Source organism: Bradyrhizobium tropiciagri (assembly GCF_018130505.1).
GTDB lineage: Bacteria > Pseudomonadota > Alphaproteobacteria > Rhizobiales > Xanthobacteraceae > Bradyrhizobium > Bradyrhizobium tropiciagri_B.
Genome location: NZ_JAFCKH010000003.1, coordinates 300148 through 316091, shown reverse-complemented (window position 1 = coordinate 316091; position 15944 = coordinate 300148). Strand labels below are relative to the sequence as shown.

At 65.6% G+C, this 15944-nt stretch carries 15 protein-coding genes; 7 read left to right on the top strand and 8 right to left on the bottom strand.

Annotation, left to right across the window (positions count from 1 at the left end; translation table 11 throughout):
• Window positions 1-123: 123 nt before the first annotated feature.
• Window positions 124-339 carry a CsbD family protein gene (locus tag JQ633_RS09090; protein ID WP_211984652.1) on the top strand — a complete coding sequence of 72 codons (216 nt, stop codon included), beginning with the start codon at window positions 124-126 and terminating at the stop codon, window positions 337-339.
• A gap of 45 nt (window positions 340-384) precedes the next feature.
• On the opposite strand, the gene JQ633_RS09085 is transcribed toward JQ633_RS09090, so the two are convergent.
• From JQ633_RS09085 to ggt, 4 genes are all read right to left on the bottom strand, one after another.
• Complete coding sequence (locus JQ633_RS09085; protein WP_211984651.1) at window positions 385-1374, bottom strand: D-2-hydroxyacid dehydrogenase family protein; 990 nt, start codon at window positions 1372-1374, stop codon at window positions 385-387.
• Between the two features lie 28 nt (window positions 1375-1402).
• Complete coding sequence (locus JQ633_RS09080; RefSeq protein WP_211984650.1) at window positions 1403-1864, bottom strand: FKBP-type peptidyl-prolyl cis-trans isomerase; 462 nt, start codon at window positions 1862-1864, stop codon at window positions 1403-1405.
• A gap of 60 nt (window positions 1865-1924) precedes the next feature.
• Window positions 1925-3175 (bottom strand): NAD(P)/FAD-dependent oxidoreductase, encoded by a 1251-nt coding sequence (locus tag JQ633_RS09075; protein WP_211984649.1) that lies wholly within the window; start codon window positions 3173-3175, stop codon window positions 1925-1927.
• Window positions 3176-3255: 80 nt separating this feature from the next.
• Window positions 3256-4842, bottom strand: coding sequence for a gamma-glutamyltransferase (gene ggt, locus JQ633_RS09070; RefSeq protein ID WP_211984648.1), 1587 nt, complete (start codon window positions 4840-4842; stop codon window positions 3256-3258).
• A gap of 169 nt (window positions 4843-5011) precedes the next feature.
• Between ggt and JQ633_RS09065 the strand changes: the two genes are divergently transcribed.
• Window positions 5012-5764 (top strand): rhodanese-related sulfurtransferase, encoded by a 753-nt coding sequence (locus JQ633_RS09065; RefSeq protein ID WP_211984647.1) that lies wholly within the window; start codon window positions 5012-5014, stop codon window positions 5762-5764.
• Complete coding sequence (locus JQ633_RS09060) at window positions 5757-5972, top strand: SlyX family protein (RefSeq protein WP_211984646.1); 216 nt, start codon at window positions 5757-5759, stop codon at window positions 5970-5972. The genes JQ633_RS09065 and JQ633_RS09060 overlap by 8 nt, the downstream gene beginning before the upstream one ends.
• Before the next feature lie 36 nt (window positions 5973-6008).
• Here the strand turns inward: JQ633_RS09060 and JQ633_RS09055 are convergent, their stop codons facing one another.
• Window positions 6009-6896, bottom strand: a complete 888-nt coding sequence (locus tag JQ633_RS09055; RefSeq protein ID WP_249159041.1) for a LysR family transcriptional regulator — start codon at window positions 6894-6896, stop codon at window positions 6009-6011.
• A 397-nt stretch (window positions 6897-7293) separates the two neighbouring features.
• Here JQ633_RS09055 and JQ633_RS09050 point away from each other — a divergent pair, with 397 nt between their 5' ends.
• The 3 genes from JQ633_RS09050 to JQ633_RS09040 are packed head-to-tail and all read left to right on the top strand — an operon-like array spanning window position 7294 to window position 9711.
• The gene (locus JQ633_RS09050; protein WP_211984645.1) at window positions 7294-7707 is read left to right on the top strand and encodes a TadE/TadG family type IV pilus assembly protein; all 414 of its coding nucleotides are present in this window, start codon (window positions 7294-7296) and stop codon (window positions 7705-7707) included.
• Between the two features lie 2 nt (window positions 7708-7709).
• Entirely contained in the window at window positions 7710-9380 is a 1671-nt protein-coding gene (locus JQ633_RS09045; protein ID WP_211984644.1) for a pilus assembly protein TadG-related protein, read from the top strand.
• Window positions 9381-9420: 40 nt separating this feature from the next.
• Complete coding sequence (locus JQ633_RS09040) at window positions 9421-9711, top strand: PilZ domain-containing protein (RefSeq protein WP_349631540.1); 291 nt, start codon at window positions 9421-9423, stop codon at window positions 9709-9711.
• Between the two features lie 67 nt (window positions 9712-9778).
• On the opposite strand, the gene JQ633_RS09035 is transcribed toward JQ633_RS09040, so the two are convergent.
• On the bottom strand, window positions 9779-9967 hold the full coding sequence (locus JQ633_RS09035) for a hypothetical protein (protein WP_211984643.1): 189 nt from the start codon (window positions 9965-9967) through the stop codon (window positions 9779-9781).
• 122 nt (window positions 9968-10089) lie between these two features.
• Here JQ633_RS09035 and hemE point away from each other — a divergent pair, with 122 nt between their 5' ends.
• Window positions 10090-11136, top strand: coding sequence for a uroporphyrinogen decarboxylase (gene hemE / locus JQ633_RS09030; protein WP_211984642.1), 1047 nt, complete (start codon window positions 10090-10092; stop codon window positions 11134-11136).
• Window positions 11137-11394: 258 nt separating this feature from the next.
• Here hemE and JQ633_RS09025 read toward each other — a convergent pair whose 3' ends face one another.
• On the bottom strand, window positions 11395-13020 hold the full coding sequence (locus JQ633_RS09025; RefSeq protein ID WP_211984641.1) for a GMC family oxidoreductase: 1626 nt from the start codon (window positions 13018-13020) through the stop codon (window positions 11395-11397).
• A gap of 172 nt (window positions 13021-13192) precedes the next feature.
• The gene (locus JQ633_RS09020) at window positions 13193-15811 is read right to left on the bottom strand and encodes a DUF4394 domain-containing protein (protein ID WP_211984640.1); all 2619 of its coding nucleotides are present in this window, start codon (window positions 15809-15811) and stop codon (window positions 13193-13195) included.
• Window positions 15812-15944 lie beyond the last annotated feature (133 nt).

The window sequence follows — 15944 nt, the reverse complement described above, 5'->3', positions numbered from 1 at the left end:
GGAACGCTAGCCAAAAGCACCGCTGCAGGCGAGCGGAAAATCGGAACAGTGCCGGAACGCTGCCATGTCCCGCCGCGTTGCCTTGCCACATTCTGAGGAAGCTATTCTCTGAAGGAGCAATTCATGGGTAGCACGACCGACAGGATCAAGGGCACCGCCAACGACGCGATCGGCAGATTCAGGCGCCGGGTCGGCGCGGCCACCGGCTCGCCGGCGATGCAGGGCCGCGGCGCGATGCAGCAGGCCAAGGGCAAGGGCCAGAAGGCGCTGAGTGGCGCCAAGCGGATGGTCCGGAATGCGGTGAACCGAGCGATTGGAGCATCGAACTGGAAGTTCTGATTGCCGAGCGAGAGTTTACGGCCGTTCGCGCACTACTGGCGCGGATCAGTCGCGCGGCCGCGCCTTCGCCAGCACATCCGGATTGACGACATTGATCGGCGCGCCGGCGGCATAGGCGATAATCTGATCGAAGATGTCGGTGAACTGAAGCTCGTATTCGTCGCGCGAAACGTAGCCGAGATGCGGCGTGCAGACCACGTTGTCCATGTTGAGCAGCGGATCCGACGTGTCGCGCAGCGGCTCCTTCTCGTAGACGTCGACCGCGGCCATGCCGGGCCGCCCTGCCTGCAGCGCGGCGACCAGCGCGCCGGGCTCGATCAGCGGCGCGCGGCTGGTATTGACGATCAGCGCGGTCTCCTTCATGCGCGCAAGGTCCTCCGCCTTGACGATGCCGCGCGTCGCGTCCACCAGCCGCATGTGCAGCGACAGCACGTCGCAGCGGGCGAAGAAATCCTCCTTGCTCGCGGCGGTCTCGTGACCGTCGGCGCGCGCCTTGGCCATCGCCGGCTCGCGCGCCCAGACCAGCACGTTCATGCCGAACGCACGGCCGTAACCTGCGACCACGGCGCCGATGCGGCCGTAGCCGTAGATGCCGAGTGTCTTGCCGCGCACGGTGTGGCCGACGCCGATCTGCCACTTGCCCGCCTTCAGCGCCGCCATCTGCTGCGGGATCGCGCGCATCGCGGCCAGGATCAGCCCCCAGGTGAATTCGGCAGTGGCGTAGGACGGCGTATCGGCGTGCTGGCTCGACGACACGATGATGCCGAGCCGGGTGCAGGTGTCGATATCGATATGCGGAAAGACGCTGCGCTGGCTGATCAGCTTCAGCCTGGGCAGGCGCTCCAGCAGCGGGGTGCGGATCTGCGTCCGCTCGCGGATCAGCACCAGCGCGTCGGTGTCGCGCAGCCGTTCGGCGAGCACGTCGACGTCCTGGACGTGGTCGTTCCAGATCGTGACGTCCTGGCCGTCGAGCTTGCGGAAGGCGTCGAGGGTGCGCAGCGTGTCGAAATAATCGTCGAGGATCGAGATCTTCATCACTGCGCCCCCTTTACTTGTCGGCTGCTTATTTCACGCCGAGCAGTTCGACGTCGAACATCAGCGTCGCATTCGGCGGGATCACGCCGCCGGCGCCGCGCGCGCCATAGCCGAGCTCGGGCGGGATGATCAGCGTGCGCTTGCCGCCGACCTTCATGCTGGCGACACCCTCGTCCCAGCCCTTGATGACGCGGCCCGCGCCGATCGGAAACTCGAACGGCTCGTTGCGGTCGACCGAGGAGTCGAACTTCTTGCCCTTCTGGCCGTTCTCGTAGAGCCAGCCGGTGTAGTGCATGACGCAGATTTGGCCGGTCTTCGGCGAAGCGCCGGTGCCGACCTTGCTGTCGATGATCTGAAGGCCTGAAGCTGTGGTCATGGGCTTTCCTGCAGTTTGGGCCGCTGCCATCTCGCTGACAACGGGCGTGGAGACCGCGGCCGCGAGGCCTGCGAGCGCAGTCCGGATGATCGTGCGTCGGGAAGATCGCATCATGCACCTCTCGTGAAGGATGGCCGTCTCTAGCCCAGCGCCGGGCAAATCCCTAGCCATTTTTCAGTGACCGGCCATGCCGCCATCGCGGTCCAGCGCGAAATCATCGAGCAGCGGCGAAGTGCCGCCCGCAATGAGACCGCCAATCAATTGCGCGGCGAGATATGAAAACGTGATGCCGTTGCCGCCATAGCCATACGCGGCGTAGACGCCGTTCGCGCCGGGCACCGGACCGATCAGCGGCAGCCCGTCGCTCGTCGTGTCGAAGGTCCCGGCCCAGCGATGGTCGATCTCGGTCTCGGCGATCGGCCACAGCGCGGCGAGACGTAGCGCGAGCCGGAGCGATTTTTCCGGGATCAGGCGATCGCGGGCATCGGGCGCAATGATCTCGCTGCTGTCCTCGCCGCCGATGATGATGCGGCCGCCCGGCGTCGTGCGCGCGTAGAGATAGTTCTCGGCGTTCTCCCAGATCAGCGCGCCATCCTTCCAGATGTTCTGCGGCTGCGGCGCGGTCGCGATCGCCCAGCTCGACGACACGGCCTGAACGCTGGAGCGGACGATATCCGGCATCACGTATCCGGTCGCCAACACGACGGCCTTCGCTGCGATCTCGCGGCCATCCTCGAAGCCGACCGTGACCGATTTACCGGCCGGATCGAAGGCAGCCGCCTCTGCATCGAACAGCCGCGCGCCGCGGCTGATCGCAAGATGCAGCAGGCCGCGCGCCAATTGGAGCGGATCGGCATCCGCCGCGCCGGGCGACACGATCGCACCGGCCCGCGCAATCCCGTAGCTCTCGAGTAGCCGACCATGATCGAGGAAGTCGCCGGGCAGCCCGGCGCGGCGGCGCAGCCGGTGCTCGTCGAGCAACGCCGCCGCCGAACTGCCGGCGGCCAGATACAGCGAATGTCTGGTCCTGATGTCGCCGGGCAGGTTGAGGTCGCGCACCAGCGACGTCAGGCCGGTCACCGCCTCGAGGCTTGCGCGATAGGCGCGCGCGGCGCGCTCGAAGCCGTAGCACTCGGCAAGCTCGACCAGCGGACGGTCGATCTCCCACAGCAGCATCGAGGTGCTCGCCGCGGTACTGCCACGGCCGGGATGCTCGCGGTCGACGATCACGACGTCGAGCCCCTGTCGCGTCAGCCGCTCCGCGGCCAGCGCGCCGGTGATGCCGGCGCCGACAATGAGCGCGTCGCAGGTGAGATTGTCCGCGAGCAGTGGGCGCGGCGGATGCGGCGCGGCGGCAAACCATGGCGAGGAGCCGCCATGCAGATCCGCCTGTTCGGTATCATCTGAATCGAGCCTGCGGATCATGAACCTCGCGGGGAAAGGCTTTCGCCTTCAACCCCCGCGACAACGGCTTTGTTCCGCCGGCGCAGATCCGGCAGCGCCGATCAGTAGCCGAGCGCGCAGCCGTCCTTGCGCGGATCGGAGCCGCCGGTCAGCGTGCCCTTGTCCCAGTCGATCCAGATCGCCTGGCCGCCGCCGAGCGGCGGGACCACGCTGGTGGTCTTGTGGCCGATTTTCCGCAGGCCCTCGACGATCTCGGCCGGCACCGAGTCCTCGAGCTGGTAGACGCCCTCGTAGTGCAGGCCGCGCGGCATATCGATCGCCTCCTGCACGTCGCAGCCATAGTCGAGGATGTTGGTCAGCACGTGGCTCTGGCCGACCGGCTGGTACTGCCCGCCCATCACGCCGAACGGCATCACGGCGCGGCCGTTCTTCGTCGCCAATGCCGGGATGATGGTGTGCAGCGGACGCTTGCCCGGCGCGATGCAGTTGGGATGGCCGGGCTGGATGCGGAAGCCGCCGGCGCGGTTCTGCAGCAGGATGCCGGTGTTGTTGGAGACGATCGCCGAGCCGAACGAGTGCGCGATCGAATTGATGAACGAGCAGACGTTGCGGTCCTTGTCGACCACGGTGATGTAGACCGTCGACGGATTCATCGGCGGCGCGACGTTCGGCAGGTCGAGCAGCCGGTCCATCCGGATGTTGCGGATATGCTCGTCGGCGAATTCCTTCGAAAGGATGCCGGCGACGTCGACATGGGCGTGCTGGGGATCGCCGATATACTGCTCGCGCATCATGTAGGCGATGCGCGCGGCCTCGGCTTCGAGGTGGAAGCGCTCGACACTGAGCGGCTTGAACTGCGTGAGATCGAAGCGCGAGAGGATGTTGAGCATCACCAGCATGGTGATGCCCGGGCCGTTCGGCGGGCACTGCCAGACGTCGTGGCCCTTGTACATCGTGCCGATCGGCGACGTCGTCTCGGTCGAATGCGCGGCGAAATCCTCCAGCGTGTGCAGGCCGCCGATGCCGCGCAGCGTGTCGACCATGTCCGCGGCGATCTCGCCCGAGTAGAACGCGTCGCGGCCCTTCTGCGCGATCGCGCGCAGCGTCCTGCCGAGCTCGGGCTGGTGGATCACGTCGCCGGCCACCGCGGGCTTGCCGTGCGGCAGCAGATAGCGCTCGGTATTGGTGCCGTTCTTCAGCTTCTCGAAGCCGTTCTTCCAGTCGAAGGCGATGCGCGGCGCGACCACATAGCCCTCTTCGGCGGCCTTGATCGCGGGCTGCAGCAGCCGGTCGAAGCCGAACTTGCCGTGGTCTTTCAGGATCACGTCCCAGGCATCGATGGCGCCAGGAATGCTGACGGAATGCGCCGAGGTCAGCGGCACCGAATTGATCTTGCGCTCCAGATACCAGTCCGCGGTCGCCGCCATCGGCGCGCGGCCAGAGCCGTTATAGGAGGTGATCTTGCCCTCGCCGCGCGGCTGGATCAGCGCGAAGCAGTCGCCGCCGATGCCGGTCGATTGCGGCTCGATGACGCCGAGCAGCGCGCAGGCGGCCACCGCCGCGTCGGCCGCCGTGCCGCCCTCGCGCATCACCTCGATGGCCGCGAGTGCCGCCTCCGGATGCGAGGTCGCCACCATCGCATTCTGGGCGTGGACGGTGGAACGGCCGGCGAAATGGAAATTCCTCATAATGGAGCGCTCGCTTGCTTCTGATGTTCTGATGCGGCTGGGCTGATACGACGTACATGACACATTCATCCCCGGCAGGGCAATGGCTGGCATGCCAGAGGAATTATCCCTGTAACGCATGGCTTTGCGGGGGTTTCGCCGCCCTGATCGGGCTGATAAACCCCCTGCCATGCCGCTCAAGGTTGCCGCCTTCTACCAATTCGCCGCACTGCCCGATTTCCGCGCACTGCGCGAGCCGCTGCGCGCGCTCGCCGCCACGCTGGATCTGAAGGGCAGCGTGCTGCTGGCGCCCGAGGGCATCAACGGCACCATTGCCGGCACGTCCGAGGGCATCGATGCCTTCGTTTCGGACCTGCAGCACGGCCCGCTGTTCGGCGGCCGCCTCGACGATCTCGAACTGAAATTCTCTGCAAGCGCGCGGATGCCGTTCGGACGGCTCAAGGTGCGGCTGAAGAAGGAGATCGTGACGCTCGGCGACGCCACGGTCGATCCGAGCCGGCAGGTCGGCACCTATGTCGCGGCCGCCGACTGGAACGCGCTGATCGCCTCCCCCGGCACCCTCGTGCTCGACACCCGCAATGCCTTCGAGGTCGCGATGGGCACCTTCGAAGGCGCGGTGGATCCACGGATCGCCAGCTTCGGGCAGTTCAAGGAATTCGCCGCTGATCATCTCGACCCCGCACGGCACAAAAAGATCGCGATGTTCTGCACCGGCGGCATCCGCTGCGAGAAGGCCAGCGCCTATCTGCTCGCGCAGGGCTTTGCCGAGGTCTATCACCTCAAGGGCGGCATCCTGAAATATCTCGAGGAGACGGCGGAGCCGGACAGCCGCTGGCGCGGCGAGTGTTTCGTGTTCGACGAGCGCGTCGCGCTCGGGCACGGGCTGCGCGAACGGACAGGTGAGAGCTCAGCCGATGAATGACCCTGCAAAGCTCAACGAACGGATCGATGCGCTGGAGGTCCGCCTGACCTATCAGGACGAAACCATCGAGACGCTGAACCAGACCATCACGGCACAATGGAAGCAGATCGACGCCCTGACGCGCCAGGTTGCGGAATTGCGTGACCGGCTGCAGGATGCCGAACGCCTCGCACCGGGGCCCGCCAACGAGCCCCCGCCGCATTATTGACAGGCGCCGCCGGCGGCAGCCGCACCGGGCGATCGCTCACATGTTGCTGACCTGGCGCATCGCCTTCGCACCGGCAAAGAACAGGTTCGACAACCGCTGCACCATCGCCGTCGCGCGGCTTCCCTCGAGACCCGGACGCACGCACAGCAGGCGCTTCTGCACCGGCAGCTCGGGCAGGTAGTAATCCTTCGCCGAAACGAGGAAGGACGGGATCATCCGCTCCGGGCACGCCGTCAGCCCGTATCCGGCCCGCGCCGCCTCGAGCCGCAGTTGATGGTTCGGGCTCCTGAACACGATCTTGTAGGAGATGTTGTGCTTGGTCAGCGTGCGGATCATCCAGTCGTCCCCGGGCCAGGCCAGGATCGGGATCGGCGCGCCGGGACGCAGCACGAAGTCCCTTGATCGCACCCACACCGCACGCTCCTCGACTTCGGCGGCGATCGTCACCTCGTCCTCGGTATCGAGCGTCGTGTTGCTGTAGATGAAAGCGATGTCGATGTAGCCGTCGATCAATCCCCTGGCGATGGCCTGCGACATGTCGGCGTGGACCAGGACGTCGGCGAGCGCATCGGAGGATTGCAGCTTCAGGAATTCCTCGGCGAGCATGGTGCTGAGCCCGAGCCGCAGCGGCTGCGGTCCCTCGTGATTACCGCCGAGCCGGAGCAGTTGATCATTGGCCTCCAGGATGCGCCGCGCCTGCTGCACGGCCACTTTTCCGAGCTCGGTCGTGGTGGTGCCGTTCGCCGTCCTGACGAAGAGCGCGCCGCCAACCAGGCTCTGCAACCGCTTCACCTGCGAGCTGATTGCCGGCTGACTGAGACCGAGGCGTTCTCCAGCCTTCGACAGGCTTCCCGTTTCAGCAATGGCAACGACCGTGCGGACAATTTCGGTCGGGATGTTCAAATGTTGACGCGGTCTGTGCATCGCGAGCGCTCCAATCTCAGCACGGGACGCATTTTGCGATCTCCAGTATGTGATTCAGTGATACTAACATTTGGTTGCATAATGGTTTAGCCGCAATTCTCAACGATGTCGCGTCGCTTGTCACGAACCGACGCAGCATATGTATAGTTGCGTGCATTTGCGACGGATCAACGCGGTGTCCCACAGCCGTTTATGCACAGACCCGCGGCACCACCCCCGCAATTCTGCGGGTATCGCATCAGATATTTTGATCTCCTCATAAGGCACCGCGGCCCCGATAACGCCGAACGCTCACATCAGCGCGGATTGCCGTGACTGATTCGCGGAAGCGTTTTCATATTTTTCCTTAATCAAAGCCCCGCAACGTGGCGCCGTTGTCTGCGTTTCGAGGTGTGCAATGATCAGGTTTTTCCGTTGCCAGAGCGGCGCATCCGCCGTCGAATTTGCACTGATGCTGCCGCTGTTTCTCGCATTCATATTCGGCATCATCGTGTTCGGCTCGTATCTCGCGATGGTCCACGGCGTTCAGCAACTCGCCGCCGAGGCAGCGCGTTCGTCGATCGCCGGCATGACCGACACCGAACGCAATACGCTGGCGACCAACTACGTCACCGCGAATGCGTCGACCTATCCGCTGCTGGTGCCCGGCAATCTCTCGGTCAGCGCCGCGCCGTCGCCGTCGAACGCCAACGTCTATGTCGTGACGGTCAACTACAACGCGGCCGGCAACTTCATCTACAGCCTGCCCTTCGTCCCTGCTCCGCCGACGACGATCGCCCGTTCGGCAGCCATCCAGTACGGAGGCTTCTGACCATGACAGGGATCGTCAACCTGCTGCGGCGCTTCGGCGCCGACGAACGCGGCAACTTCGCCATGATCAGCGCCGGCCTGATGACGCTGGTCGTCGGCTGCGCGGGCCTCGCCGTCGATCTCGGCACCATCTTCGCCGACCGGCGCAAGACCCAGAGCACCGCCGACCTCGCCGCGATCGTCGCCGCCGCCAACCTGAGCAACGCGACCAACGCCGCCACCGCGACAGTGACCCAGAACAATTATCCGGCGAGCGCGCTGGTCAAGGTCGAGACCGGCACCTACAAGGCGAACGCCGCGATCTCGCCGCAGGCGCGCTTCGTGACCCCGGCGGTCGGCACGCCCAATGCCGCGCGCGTCACGCTGAACACGCAGACCCCGCTCTACTTCGCGCGGTACATCACCGGCTCGAGCACCTACACGATCAGGACCACCGCCACCGCGACATCGACCGAAATGGCCTCGTTCTCGATCGGGTCGCGGCTGCTGGCGCTCAATGGCGGCGTGGTCAACGCCCTGCTCGGCAGCATGCTCGGCACGACGCTGTCGCTCTCGGTGATGGACTACAATGCGCTGATCAGCGCCAAGATCGACGCGCTGGACTTCCTGTCGGCGCTGGCGACGCGGGTCAACCTCACCGGCGTCACCTACAACGATGTTCTGACCAGCAACATCAAGGTCGGCGACATCGTCGCCGCCGCGCTGACGACGCAGCAGGTCACCAACGGCGCCGGCGCCGCGACCACCGCGCTGTCGACGATCTCGCAGGCCGTCACCAGCAGTGCGACCAAGATCACGCCCGGCTCGCTGCTCGACCTCGGCCCGTTCGCCAACCTCACGGTGGGGCAGAAGCCGAAGGTCGGCGCCAGCGTTTCGATCTTCGACCTGGTCTCCACGGTGGCGCAGATCGCCAACGGCAACCATCAGATCGCGACCTCGGTCAATCTCGGCCTGCCCGGCATCGCCGATGTGTCGGTGCTCGCGACCATCGGCGAGCGCCCGGTCGGGTCGAGCTGGATCGTGGTCGGCACGCAGGGCGTGAGCGTGCACACCGCGCAGACCCGGCTGCTGGTCTTGGTCAAGGTGCTCGGCAGCGGCAACGTCTCCACGATCAACCTGCCGGTCTATGTCGAGGTCGCCTCGGGCACCGCGACGCTGAACACGGTGTCCTGCGGCTTTCCGAACATCAACACCTCGCAGGTCACGATCGGCGTCACGCCGGGAATCGTCGACGCCTGGATCGGCAACGTCACCACGGCGGACATGACCAACTTCACCAGCAAACCCAATCCGCCGCCGGCAACGCTGGTCAACGTGCTCGGCGTCGGCGTCACCGGGCTCGCCCATGCCGGCATGGGCAACACCACGCCGACCAACGTCAACTTCAGCTACAGCGAGATCCAGGCCGGCACCAAGAAGACGGTGACCACCACCAACTTCCTCTCGTCGCTGACCGGCAGCCTGCTCGGCGACCTCACGCTTGCGCTTAATCTCGGCCCGCTCGCGCTTCCGATACCGGGCTTGACCGCGACGGTTGCCGGCATCCTGAACGGCGTCACGAGCCCGGTGGACCAGGTGCTGGCATCACTGCTCGCGACGCTCGGCATCGGTCTCGGCCAGGTCGACGTCCAGGTGATGGGCATCCGGTGCGACGGCGCGGTTCTGGTCAACTGAGGCGACCATCGCCGGGCATCGCATCGGGCAGGAGCTTGCCGTGAGCACAACGATAAGAAAATACAAGACCGACAGCCAGCGCACGGTCCTGATGAAGCGCGGAACGATCTTCTTCCGCAACACCAGCGTCGAATGCCTCGTGCTCAACATCTCGACCGGGGGCGCGGGCCTCGCGCTGGAGAGCGACATCGCGGTGCCGTTCGCCTTCGATCTCGAGATCGAGAGCGAACCGATGCGCAGACGCTGCACGATGGCCTGGCGGGTAGAGCGCCGGCTTGGCGTGACCTTCGAATGCGACCGGATACAGCGCCCCGAGAACGGGCCGGTCTAGCTCGATGCGCGGAGATCCGTTCGCCGCGCATTTGCATCGTGGTTAGCAGCCCGGTGCGATATACCAGCTAATTGTCGCGTTTCCGGCCGTCCGGCTTCGACGGCGCCGGCTGCGTCACGCTGACCGGGTCGGACGCCGGGAAGGTATCCTCCAGCCCCTCCTTCAGCCGCTTGTGGGCCTTGCGGTCCGCGGCCTTTGCCTCGTGCGGCTTCTCGGCATGCTTGTCATGCGCGGCAGGATCGAATTTCTCAGCCATGCGGTCCTCCATTCCGCGAAACAACGTCCCGGCGCGGGCGGCGGTTCCGAATCCGCCTTGGCCCATGGCGACGCACCGTGTATCAGGGGCGGCAAATTTCGACCGAGATCAGGAACTTTCGTGTGCCCCAGGATTCCGCGACCAAGCCGTTGATCGAAGTATTGTCGGGCCGCCGGCAGGCCGTGCCGCCACTCTGGATGATGCGGCAGGCCGGCCGCTATCTGCCGGAATATCGCGAGCTGCGCGCCAAGGCCGGCGGTTTCCTCGACCTGTGCTTCACGCCCGAATACGCGGCCGAGGTCACGCTGCAACCGATCCGCAGGTTCGACTTCGACGCCGCGATCATCTTCTCCGACATTCTGGTGATCCCCTACGCGCTCGGCCGCTCGGTGCGCTTCGAGGCCGGCGAAGGCCCGCGGCTCGATCCGCTGAACACGCCCGAAGAGATCGCAGGGCTGGTGACGCATGCGGACTTCGGCAAGCTCGAACCGGTCTATGAAGCGCTGCGCCGGGTCCGCCGCGAGCTTGCGCCGCAGATCGCCCTGATCGGCTTCTGCGGCGCGCCGTGGACGGTTGCGACCTACATGGTCGCCGGACAGGGCACGCCGGATCAGGCGCCGGCGCGGATGCTCGCCTACCGCCATCCGGATGCGTTCGCGAAGATCATCGACATCCTGGTGGAGAACTCGATCCAGCACCTCGTCGGTCAGCTCAAGGCCGGCGCCGACTGCGTGCAGATCTTCGACACCTGGGCCGGCGTGCTGCCGCCGCGCGAATTCGCGCGCTGGTCGATCGAGCCGGCGCGGCGCATCGTGGCCGGCGTCCGCAAGCAGCTGCCGAACGCGAAGATCATCGGCTTTCCGCGCGGCGCCGGCGGCATGCTGCCGGCCTATGTCGAGCAGACCGGCGTCGATGCGGTCTCGATCGATTGGGCAACCGAACCGGCGATGATCCGCGAGCGCGTGCAACCGCGCACGGCCGTGCAGGGCAATCTCGATCCCCTGGCCCTGATCGCCGGCGGCGCCGCGCTCGATCGCGCGGTGGACGACGTGCTGGAGAATTTCGGCAAGGGCCGGCTGATCTTCAATCTCGGCCACGGCATCCTGCCGGAAACCCCGATCGCCCATGTCGAGCAGATGGTCGCGCGGGTGCGCGCGTATAAGGGGTGAGCCCCGTAGCCCGGATGGAGCGCAGCGCGATCCGGGAAGGTCTCGCCCGCAGATAAACCGGTCCCGGATTACGCTGCGCTCCATCCGGGCTACGAAGCAGCTCACACTCCATCACCGTCACCCTGAGGAGCGCGCATAGCGCGCGTCTCGAAGGGTCGACGGCCCGGCTGCCGCCACGGTGAATCGTCCGCACGGTGAAAGCCGGGCCGTGCATCCTTCGAGGCGCGCAAGAGCGCGCACCTCAGGATGACGGGTTGACTACCGCGCCTCCTCCAGGATCATGTCGGAGGCCTTTTCCGCGATCATGATGGTGGGCGCGTTGGTGTTGCCCGACATCAGGTCCGGCATGATCGAGGCATCGACCACGCGCAGGCCCTCGATGCCGCGCACCTTCAGCCGCTGGTCGACGACCGCGAGCGGATCGTTGCCCATCCGGCAAGTCGAGGTCGGGTGATAGACCGTGCTGCCGGTGCTGCGGCAGAACTCGAGCAGGTCGTCGTCGCTGACCACCTTGGCCCCGGGATAGACCTCCTCCGCGGAATAGGCCTTCAGCGCCGGCGCGGCCAGGATCTTGCGCAGGATGCGCATGCCGTCGATGAAGGCGCGCCGGTCGGTCTCGGTCGCGAGATAGTTGATCCGGATTTCCGGCGGCGCGCCCGGGTCGGCGCTCCTGATCCGCAGCGTGCCGCGGCTCTCCGGGCGCAACTGACAGACCGATGCGGTGAAGCCCGAGAACGGGTGCAGGTTCTCGCCCATCTTGTCGGTCGAGAACGGGATGAAGTGGATCTGGATATCCGGCGAGGCCAGCCGCGGATTGGTCTTGAAGAACGCGCCGGAGGTGCCGGCGGCGATGGTCAGCGGTCCGCGGCGGAGCGCGGCGTAATGCGCACCGGCCCAGATCCGCCGCAGCGGATTGTTGACGACGTCGTTGAGCGTCACGCGCTGCAGGCACCGCGTCACGATCCGGACCTGCAGGTGATCCTGCAGATCGTTGCCGACGCCCTGCGCGTCGAGCACGACATCGATGCCGTGCTGCTTCAGCAGATCGGCGGGACCGACGCCGGAGAGCTGCAGCAATTGCGGCGAGTTGTACGCGCCGCTCGACACCAGGACCTCCTTGCGCGCCCTCACTCTGCGCGGCTGCCCGTTCTGCTTGTATTCGACCGCGCTGGCGCGCTTGCCGTCGAACAGGATGCGCTGCGCCAGCGCCGAGGTCTCGACGCGCAGATTGCCGCGCGTCAGCGCTGGCCGCAGATAGGACCGTGCCGACGAGGAACGCCGGCCGCGCCGCGTCGTGGTCTGGAAGAAGCCGGCGCCTTCCTGGCTGGCGCCGTTGAAATCCGGATTGGTGGGAATGCCGGCCTCGGCCGCGGCATGCACGAAGGCTTCCGACAGCGGATCGTGATGCCGCCAGTCCGATACCGGCAGCGGGCCGCCCGCACCGTGATACTTGTCGGCGCCGCGCTGCTGGTCCTCGGCGCGCTTGAAATAGGGCAGCACGTCGTCATAGCCCCAGCCGGCATTGCCGTGCTGGCGCCAGCGATCGTAATCCTCGTGCTGGCCGCGCACGTACAGCAGGCCGTTGATCGAGCTGGAACCGCCGAGCACCTTGCCGCGCGGCTGGAACACCTGGCGTCCGTTCAGCCCGGGCTCGGGCTCGGTCTGATACATCCAGTTGACGGATTTTTCCTTGAACAGCTTGCCGTAGCCGATCGGAACGTGGATCCAGATGTTGCGGTCCTCGGGTCCGGCCTCGAGCAGCAGCACCGAGTGCTTGCCATCGGCACTCAGACGGTTGGCGAGCACGCAGCCGGCCGAGCCGGCGCCGACGATGACGTAGTCGAATTCGAGTGCGTCGCTCGCATTGTTATTATTGTTCACCATTTCCCCCGTACGCGGCTTTGTTGATGGCGCAAACTACGCCAGCTCGCAAAGCTGCGTCCAGATCGTCGCGGCCGGAACGCGTCGAGACATGGCTCGGCAGCGTCCGGCGCAACGCAGGATCAAGTGAAATTCGAGGCAACGGTCCGCAACGCGCGGACCGCGCGCCCTCAACTCATCCGATGATGTCCCAATCGCTGCCCACGACACCGGCCGAGGCGATGATATGGGCGCCGCCGATCTGGCCGTTATTCCAGACCGAAACCGCGCCGTTGTCGTTGCGCCAGAGGATGTCGCTCGCTGCGTTGCCGGCGAAGTTGCCGACGCTCTCGATGTGCCAGTCATTGCCGACCACGCCCGCGGACGCAACGATGTGAGCGCCGGACATCTGTCCATTATCCCAGATCGATACCGCACCGTTGTCGTTACGCCAGAGGATGTCGTCATGGCCGTTGCCGTCGAAATCGCCGGTGCCCGCGATGTGCCATGTCGTCGGAATCGCGCCGGCGCTGGCGATGACATGGGCGCCGCCGATCTGACCGTTATCCCAGATCGACACGGCGCCGTTGTCGTTGCGCCAGAGAATGTCGTCATGGCCGTTGCCGTCGAAGTCGCCGGTCCCGGCAATATGCCAGCTGCTCGCGACCGCTCCGGCGGAAGCTATGACGTGCGCATTGACGGGCGCAGCATCGTCCCAGATCGACACCGCGCCGTTGTCGTTCTGCCAGAGGATATCGCTGCGGCCGTTGCCGTCGAAGTCGCCGGTGTCCTTGATGTGCCAGGAACTCGCGACCGCGCCGGCGGGAGAAATGATGTGGGCGCCGGCCATCTGACCGTTGTCCCAGATCGACAACGCGCCGTCATCGCGCTGCCACAGAATGTCGACCTTGCCGTCGCCGGCGAAGTCGCCGCGCTCGGCGATGTGCCAGCCGGCCGGAACGCTGCCTGCCGACGCGATGATATGGGCGCCGGCGAGGGTGGTGTTGTTCCACACCGACACCGCGCCGTCGTCCCTGAGCCAGATCGTATCGCTCGAACCGCTGCCGTCGAAATCGGAGTGGACCTTCGGGAAATCCGCCGCGGCTCCCAACGCCAGTCCGCCGATCTGGATGGTGCCCGCCCCGACTGTTCCAAGATTCGTCGCGGCGCCGCTGCCGAGGTCGATCTTGTAGAGGCTGGTCGTTCCAGCGACCGTCAAGGCGGCAAAGCCGAACCCGTTGGCCGGACCATTGGGGATGACCCCCGACACCGTTCCCGGAATATCGAAGTCACCGACGCTGGTGAAATCGAGCGGATTGCCGTTCAACGTGATGAGTATCTTCGAGGTCTCGTTTCCGGAATCGGGGGTGTTCTGGATGAACAACGCATTGCTGGCGGGATCGAGCGCGTACAGCGTGGTCGCAAGTCCGTTGCTTCCGACCGCCTCGCGGAGGCCGTTGGTGTAGGCGATCCCGGTCACGCCAGTCGAACCACCCGGCAGGCCGTGGATCGCTGGATCGGGATTGGTCCCGGAAAAGGCGCCGGAGCCATCAACCGGCGCGCCGGTGTTGGGATTGATACGGAAGTTGAGCCCTGTACCCGTCGTGATGCGGATGCGATCGGTCGCGGGATCGAAGTCCATCCCGTAGCCGACCGTCGACGACGGCAAGTCGATCGCCGCGCCGCCGGTATCCACGAATGCGACCTGTCCCGACACACCCAGGACAGTCGCCACACCGGTCTGCGGGTCGATCAGGTAGAGCGTGCCGGCGTTTGTGGTGGCGTTGACGCCGAAGCCGTAGAGTTGACCGGTGGTCGGGCGATAGTCGATGCCGACGATCGCTTCACCCGCGGTGATGTTTGCGAGCGCCACGGTCGTCACCGTGCTCGGCGACATCGTATCGAAGCGAAGCAGGTTCATTCCACTGCCGTCGACGGCAATGGCCGGCATGCCGCCGATGTTGTCCTGAAGGGCCAGGCCTTGAACAGGCGTCGCCCCGTTGAGGACGGGGCCGATGAACGTCGTGGCTCCATTGACGAGGTTGATGCTGTAGAGACCAGTGATGCCGCCGACAGTCAGAATGGCTGATGCCAAGCCGGTGGCCACCGGGCTGCTGGAGGCCGGGGCATTGACGCCGACCTGGATGTCGAAGCCGCTGACCGCAGTGAAGTCGAGCGTATTGCCGCCGAGCGTGAGAGTCAGCCCCGACGTTTCCGTGCCGGCGTTGGAAGGATTCTGAATGAACAGCTTGTTCGAAGTCGAATCCAGCGTGTAGAGCGTCGTGATGTTGCCGTTGTTCGGATTGTTGTTGGTATAGGCAGCGGCATCGACGCCGGCCGCGCCGCCGTTGATCGGGCCGTCGGGGTTGATGCCGGTCACCGTCCCGGCGCCCCCGCCATTGTCGCCATCAATGGCCCGGCCGGTATTGGGATTGATGCGGAAATTCAGGCCCGAGGACGTCGTGACGCGAATACGGTCCGCTGCGGGATTGAAGTCGAAACCGTAGCCTGTGGTGGCGGGATCCGGAAAATCGATCGGTGTCGCGCCGTCGGTGGTGAATGAAATGGCCCCGATCGAGCCGCCGACGGCGGTGGCAATGCCGGTCGACGCCGAAATTGCATAGAGCGTCGCGCTATCGGCGGTGGCGTTGACGCCGAGGCCGTAGAGCATGCCGTTCTGCGGCCGGAAGTCGATCCCGACCAGCGTTTCGCCTGCGTTGATCCCGGTAATTGCGGTGCTGGTTCCAACTGTGGGAGAGGCGGTCGTGAACGAAATCAGGTTTGAGCCGGAAAGTGCGTAGGCACGAGTGAGCACGCTGATTCTCCGTTGGGCAAAACGAATAAAGAATGGGAGGGGAGAGTAGACTTGATCGTTGCGAGGGGCTTGTGCGGACCGCCCGATAACGTGGTGGGAACGGCCGGACAATTTTGATCGGACACCGGTGAGT

Bases quoted from the DNA above. Each gene is read 5' to 3' on its own strand.
- JQ633_RS09090 (WP_211984652.1), top strand. From the start codon at position 124: ATGGGTAGCACGACCGACAGGATCAAGGGCACCGCCAACGACGCGATC.
- JQ633_RS09085 (WP_211984651.1), bottom strand. From the start codon at position 1,374: ATGAAGATCTCGATCCTCGACGATTATTTCGACACGCTGCGCACCCTC.
- JQ633_RS09080 (WP_211984650.1), bottom strand. From the start codon at position 1,864: ATGATGCGATCTTCCCGACGCACGATCATCCGGACTGCGCTCGCAGGC.
- JQ633_RS09075 (WP_211984649.1), bottom strand. From the start codon at position 3,175: ATGATCCGCAGGCTCGATTCAGATGATACCGAACAGGCGGATCTGCAT.
- ggt (WP_211984648.1), bottom strand. From the start codon at position 4,842: ATGAGGAATTTCCATTTCGCCGGCCGTTCCACCGTCCACGCCCAGAAT.
- JQ633_RS09065 (WP_211984647.1), top strand. From the start codon at position 5,012: ATGCCGCTCAAGGTTGCCGCCTTCTACCAATTCGCCGCACTGCCCGAT.
- JQ633_RS09060 (WP_211984646.1), top strand. From the start codon at position 5,757: ATGAATGACCCTGCAAAGCTCAACGAACGGATCGATGCGCTGGAGGTC.
- JQ633_RS09055 (WP_249159041.1), bottom strand. From the start codon at position 6,896: ATGCACAGACCGCGTCAACATTTGAACATCCCGACCGAAATTGTCCGC.
- JQ633_RS09050 (WP_211984645.1), top strand. From the start codon at position 7,294: ATGATCAGGTTTTTCCGTTGCCAGAGCGGCGCATCCGCCGTCGAATTT.
- JQ633_RS09045 (WP_211984644.1), top strand. From the start codon at position 7,710: ATGACAGGGATCGTCAACCTGCTGCGGCGCTTCGGCGCCGACGAACGC.
- JQ633_RS09035 (WP_211984643.1), bottom strand. From the start codon at position 9,967: ATGGCTGAGAAATTCGATCCTGCCGCGCATGACAAGCATGCCGAGAAG.
- JQ633_RS09025 (WP_211984641.1), bottom strand. From the start codon at position 13,020: ATGGTGAACAATAATAACAATGCGAGCGACGCACTCGAATTCGACTAC.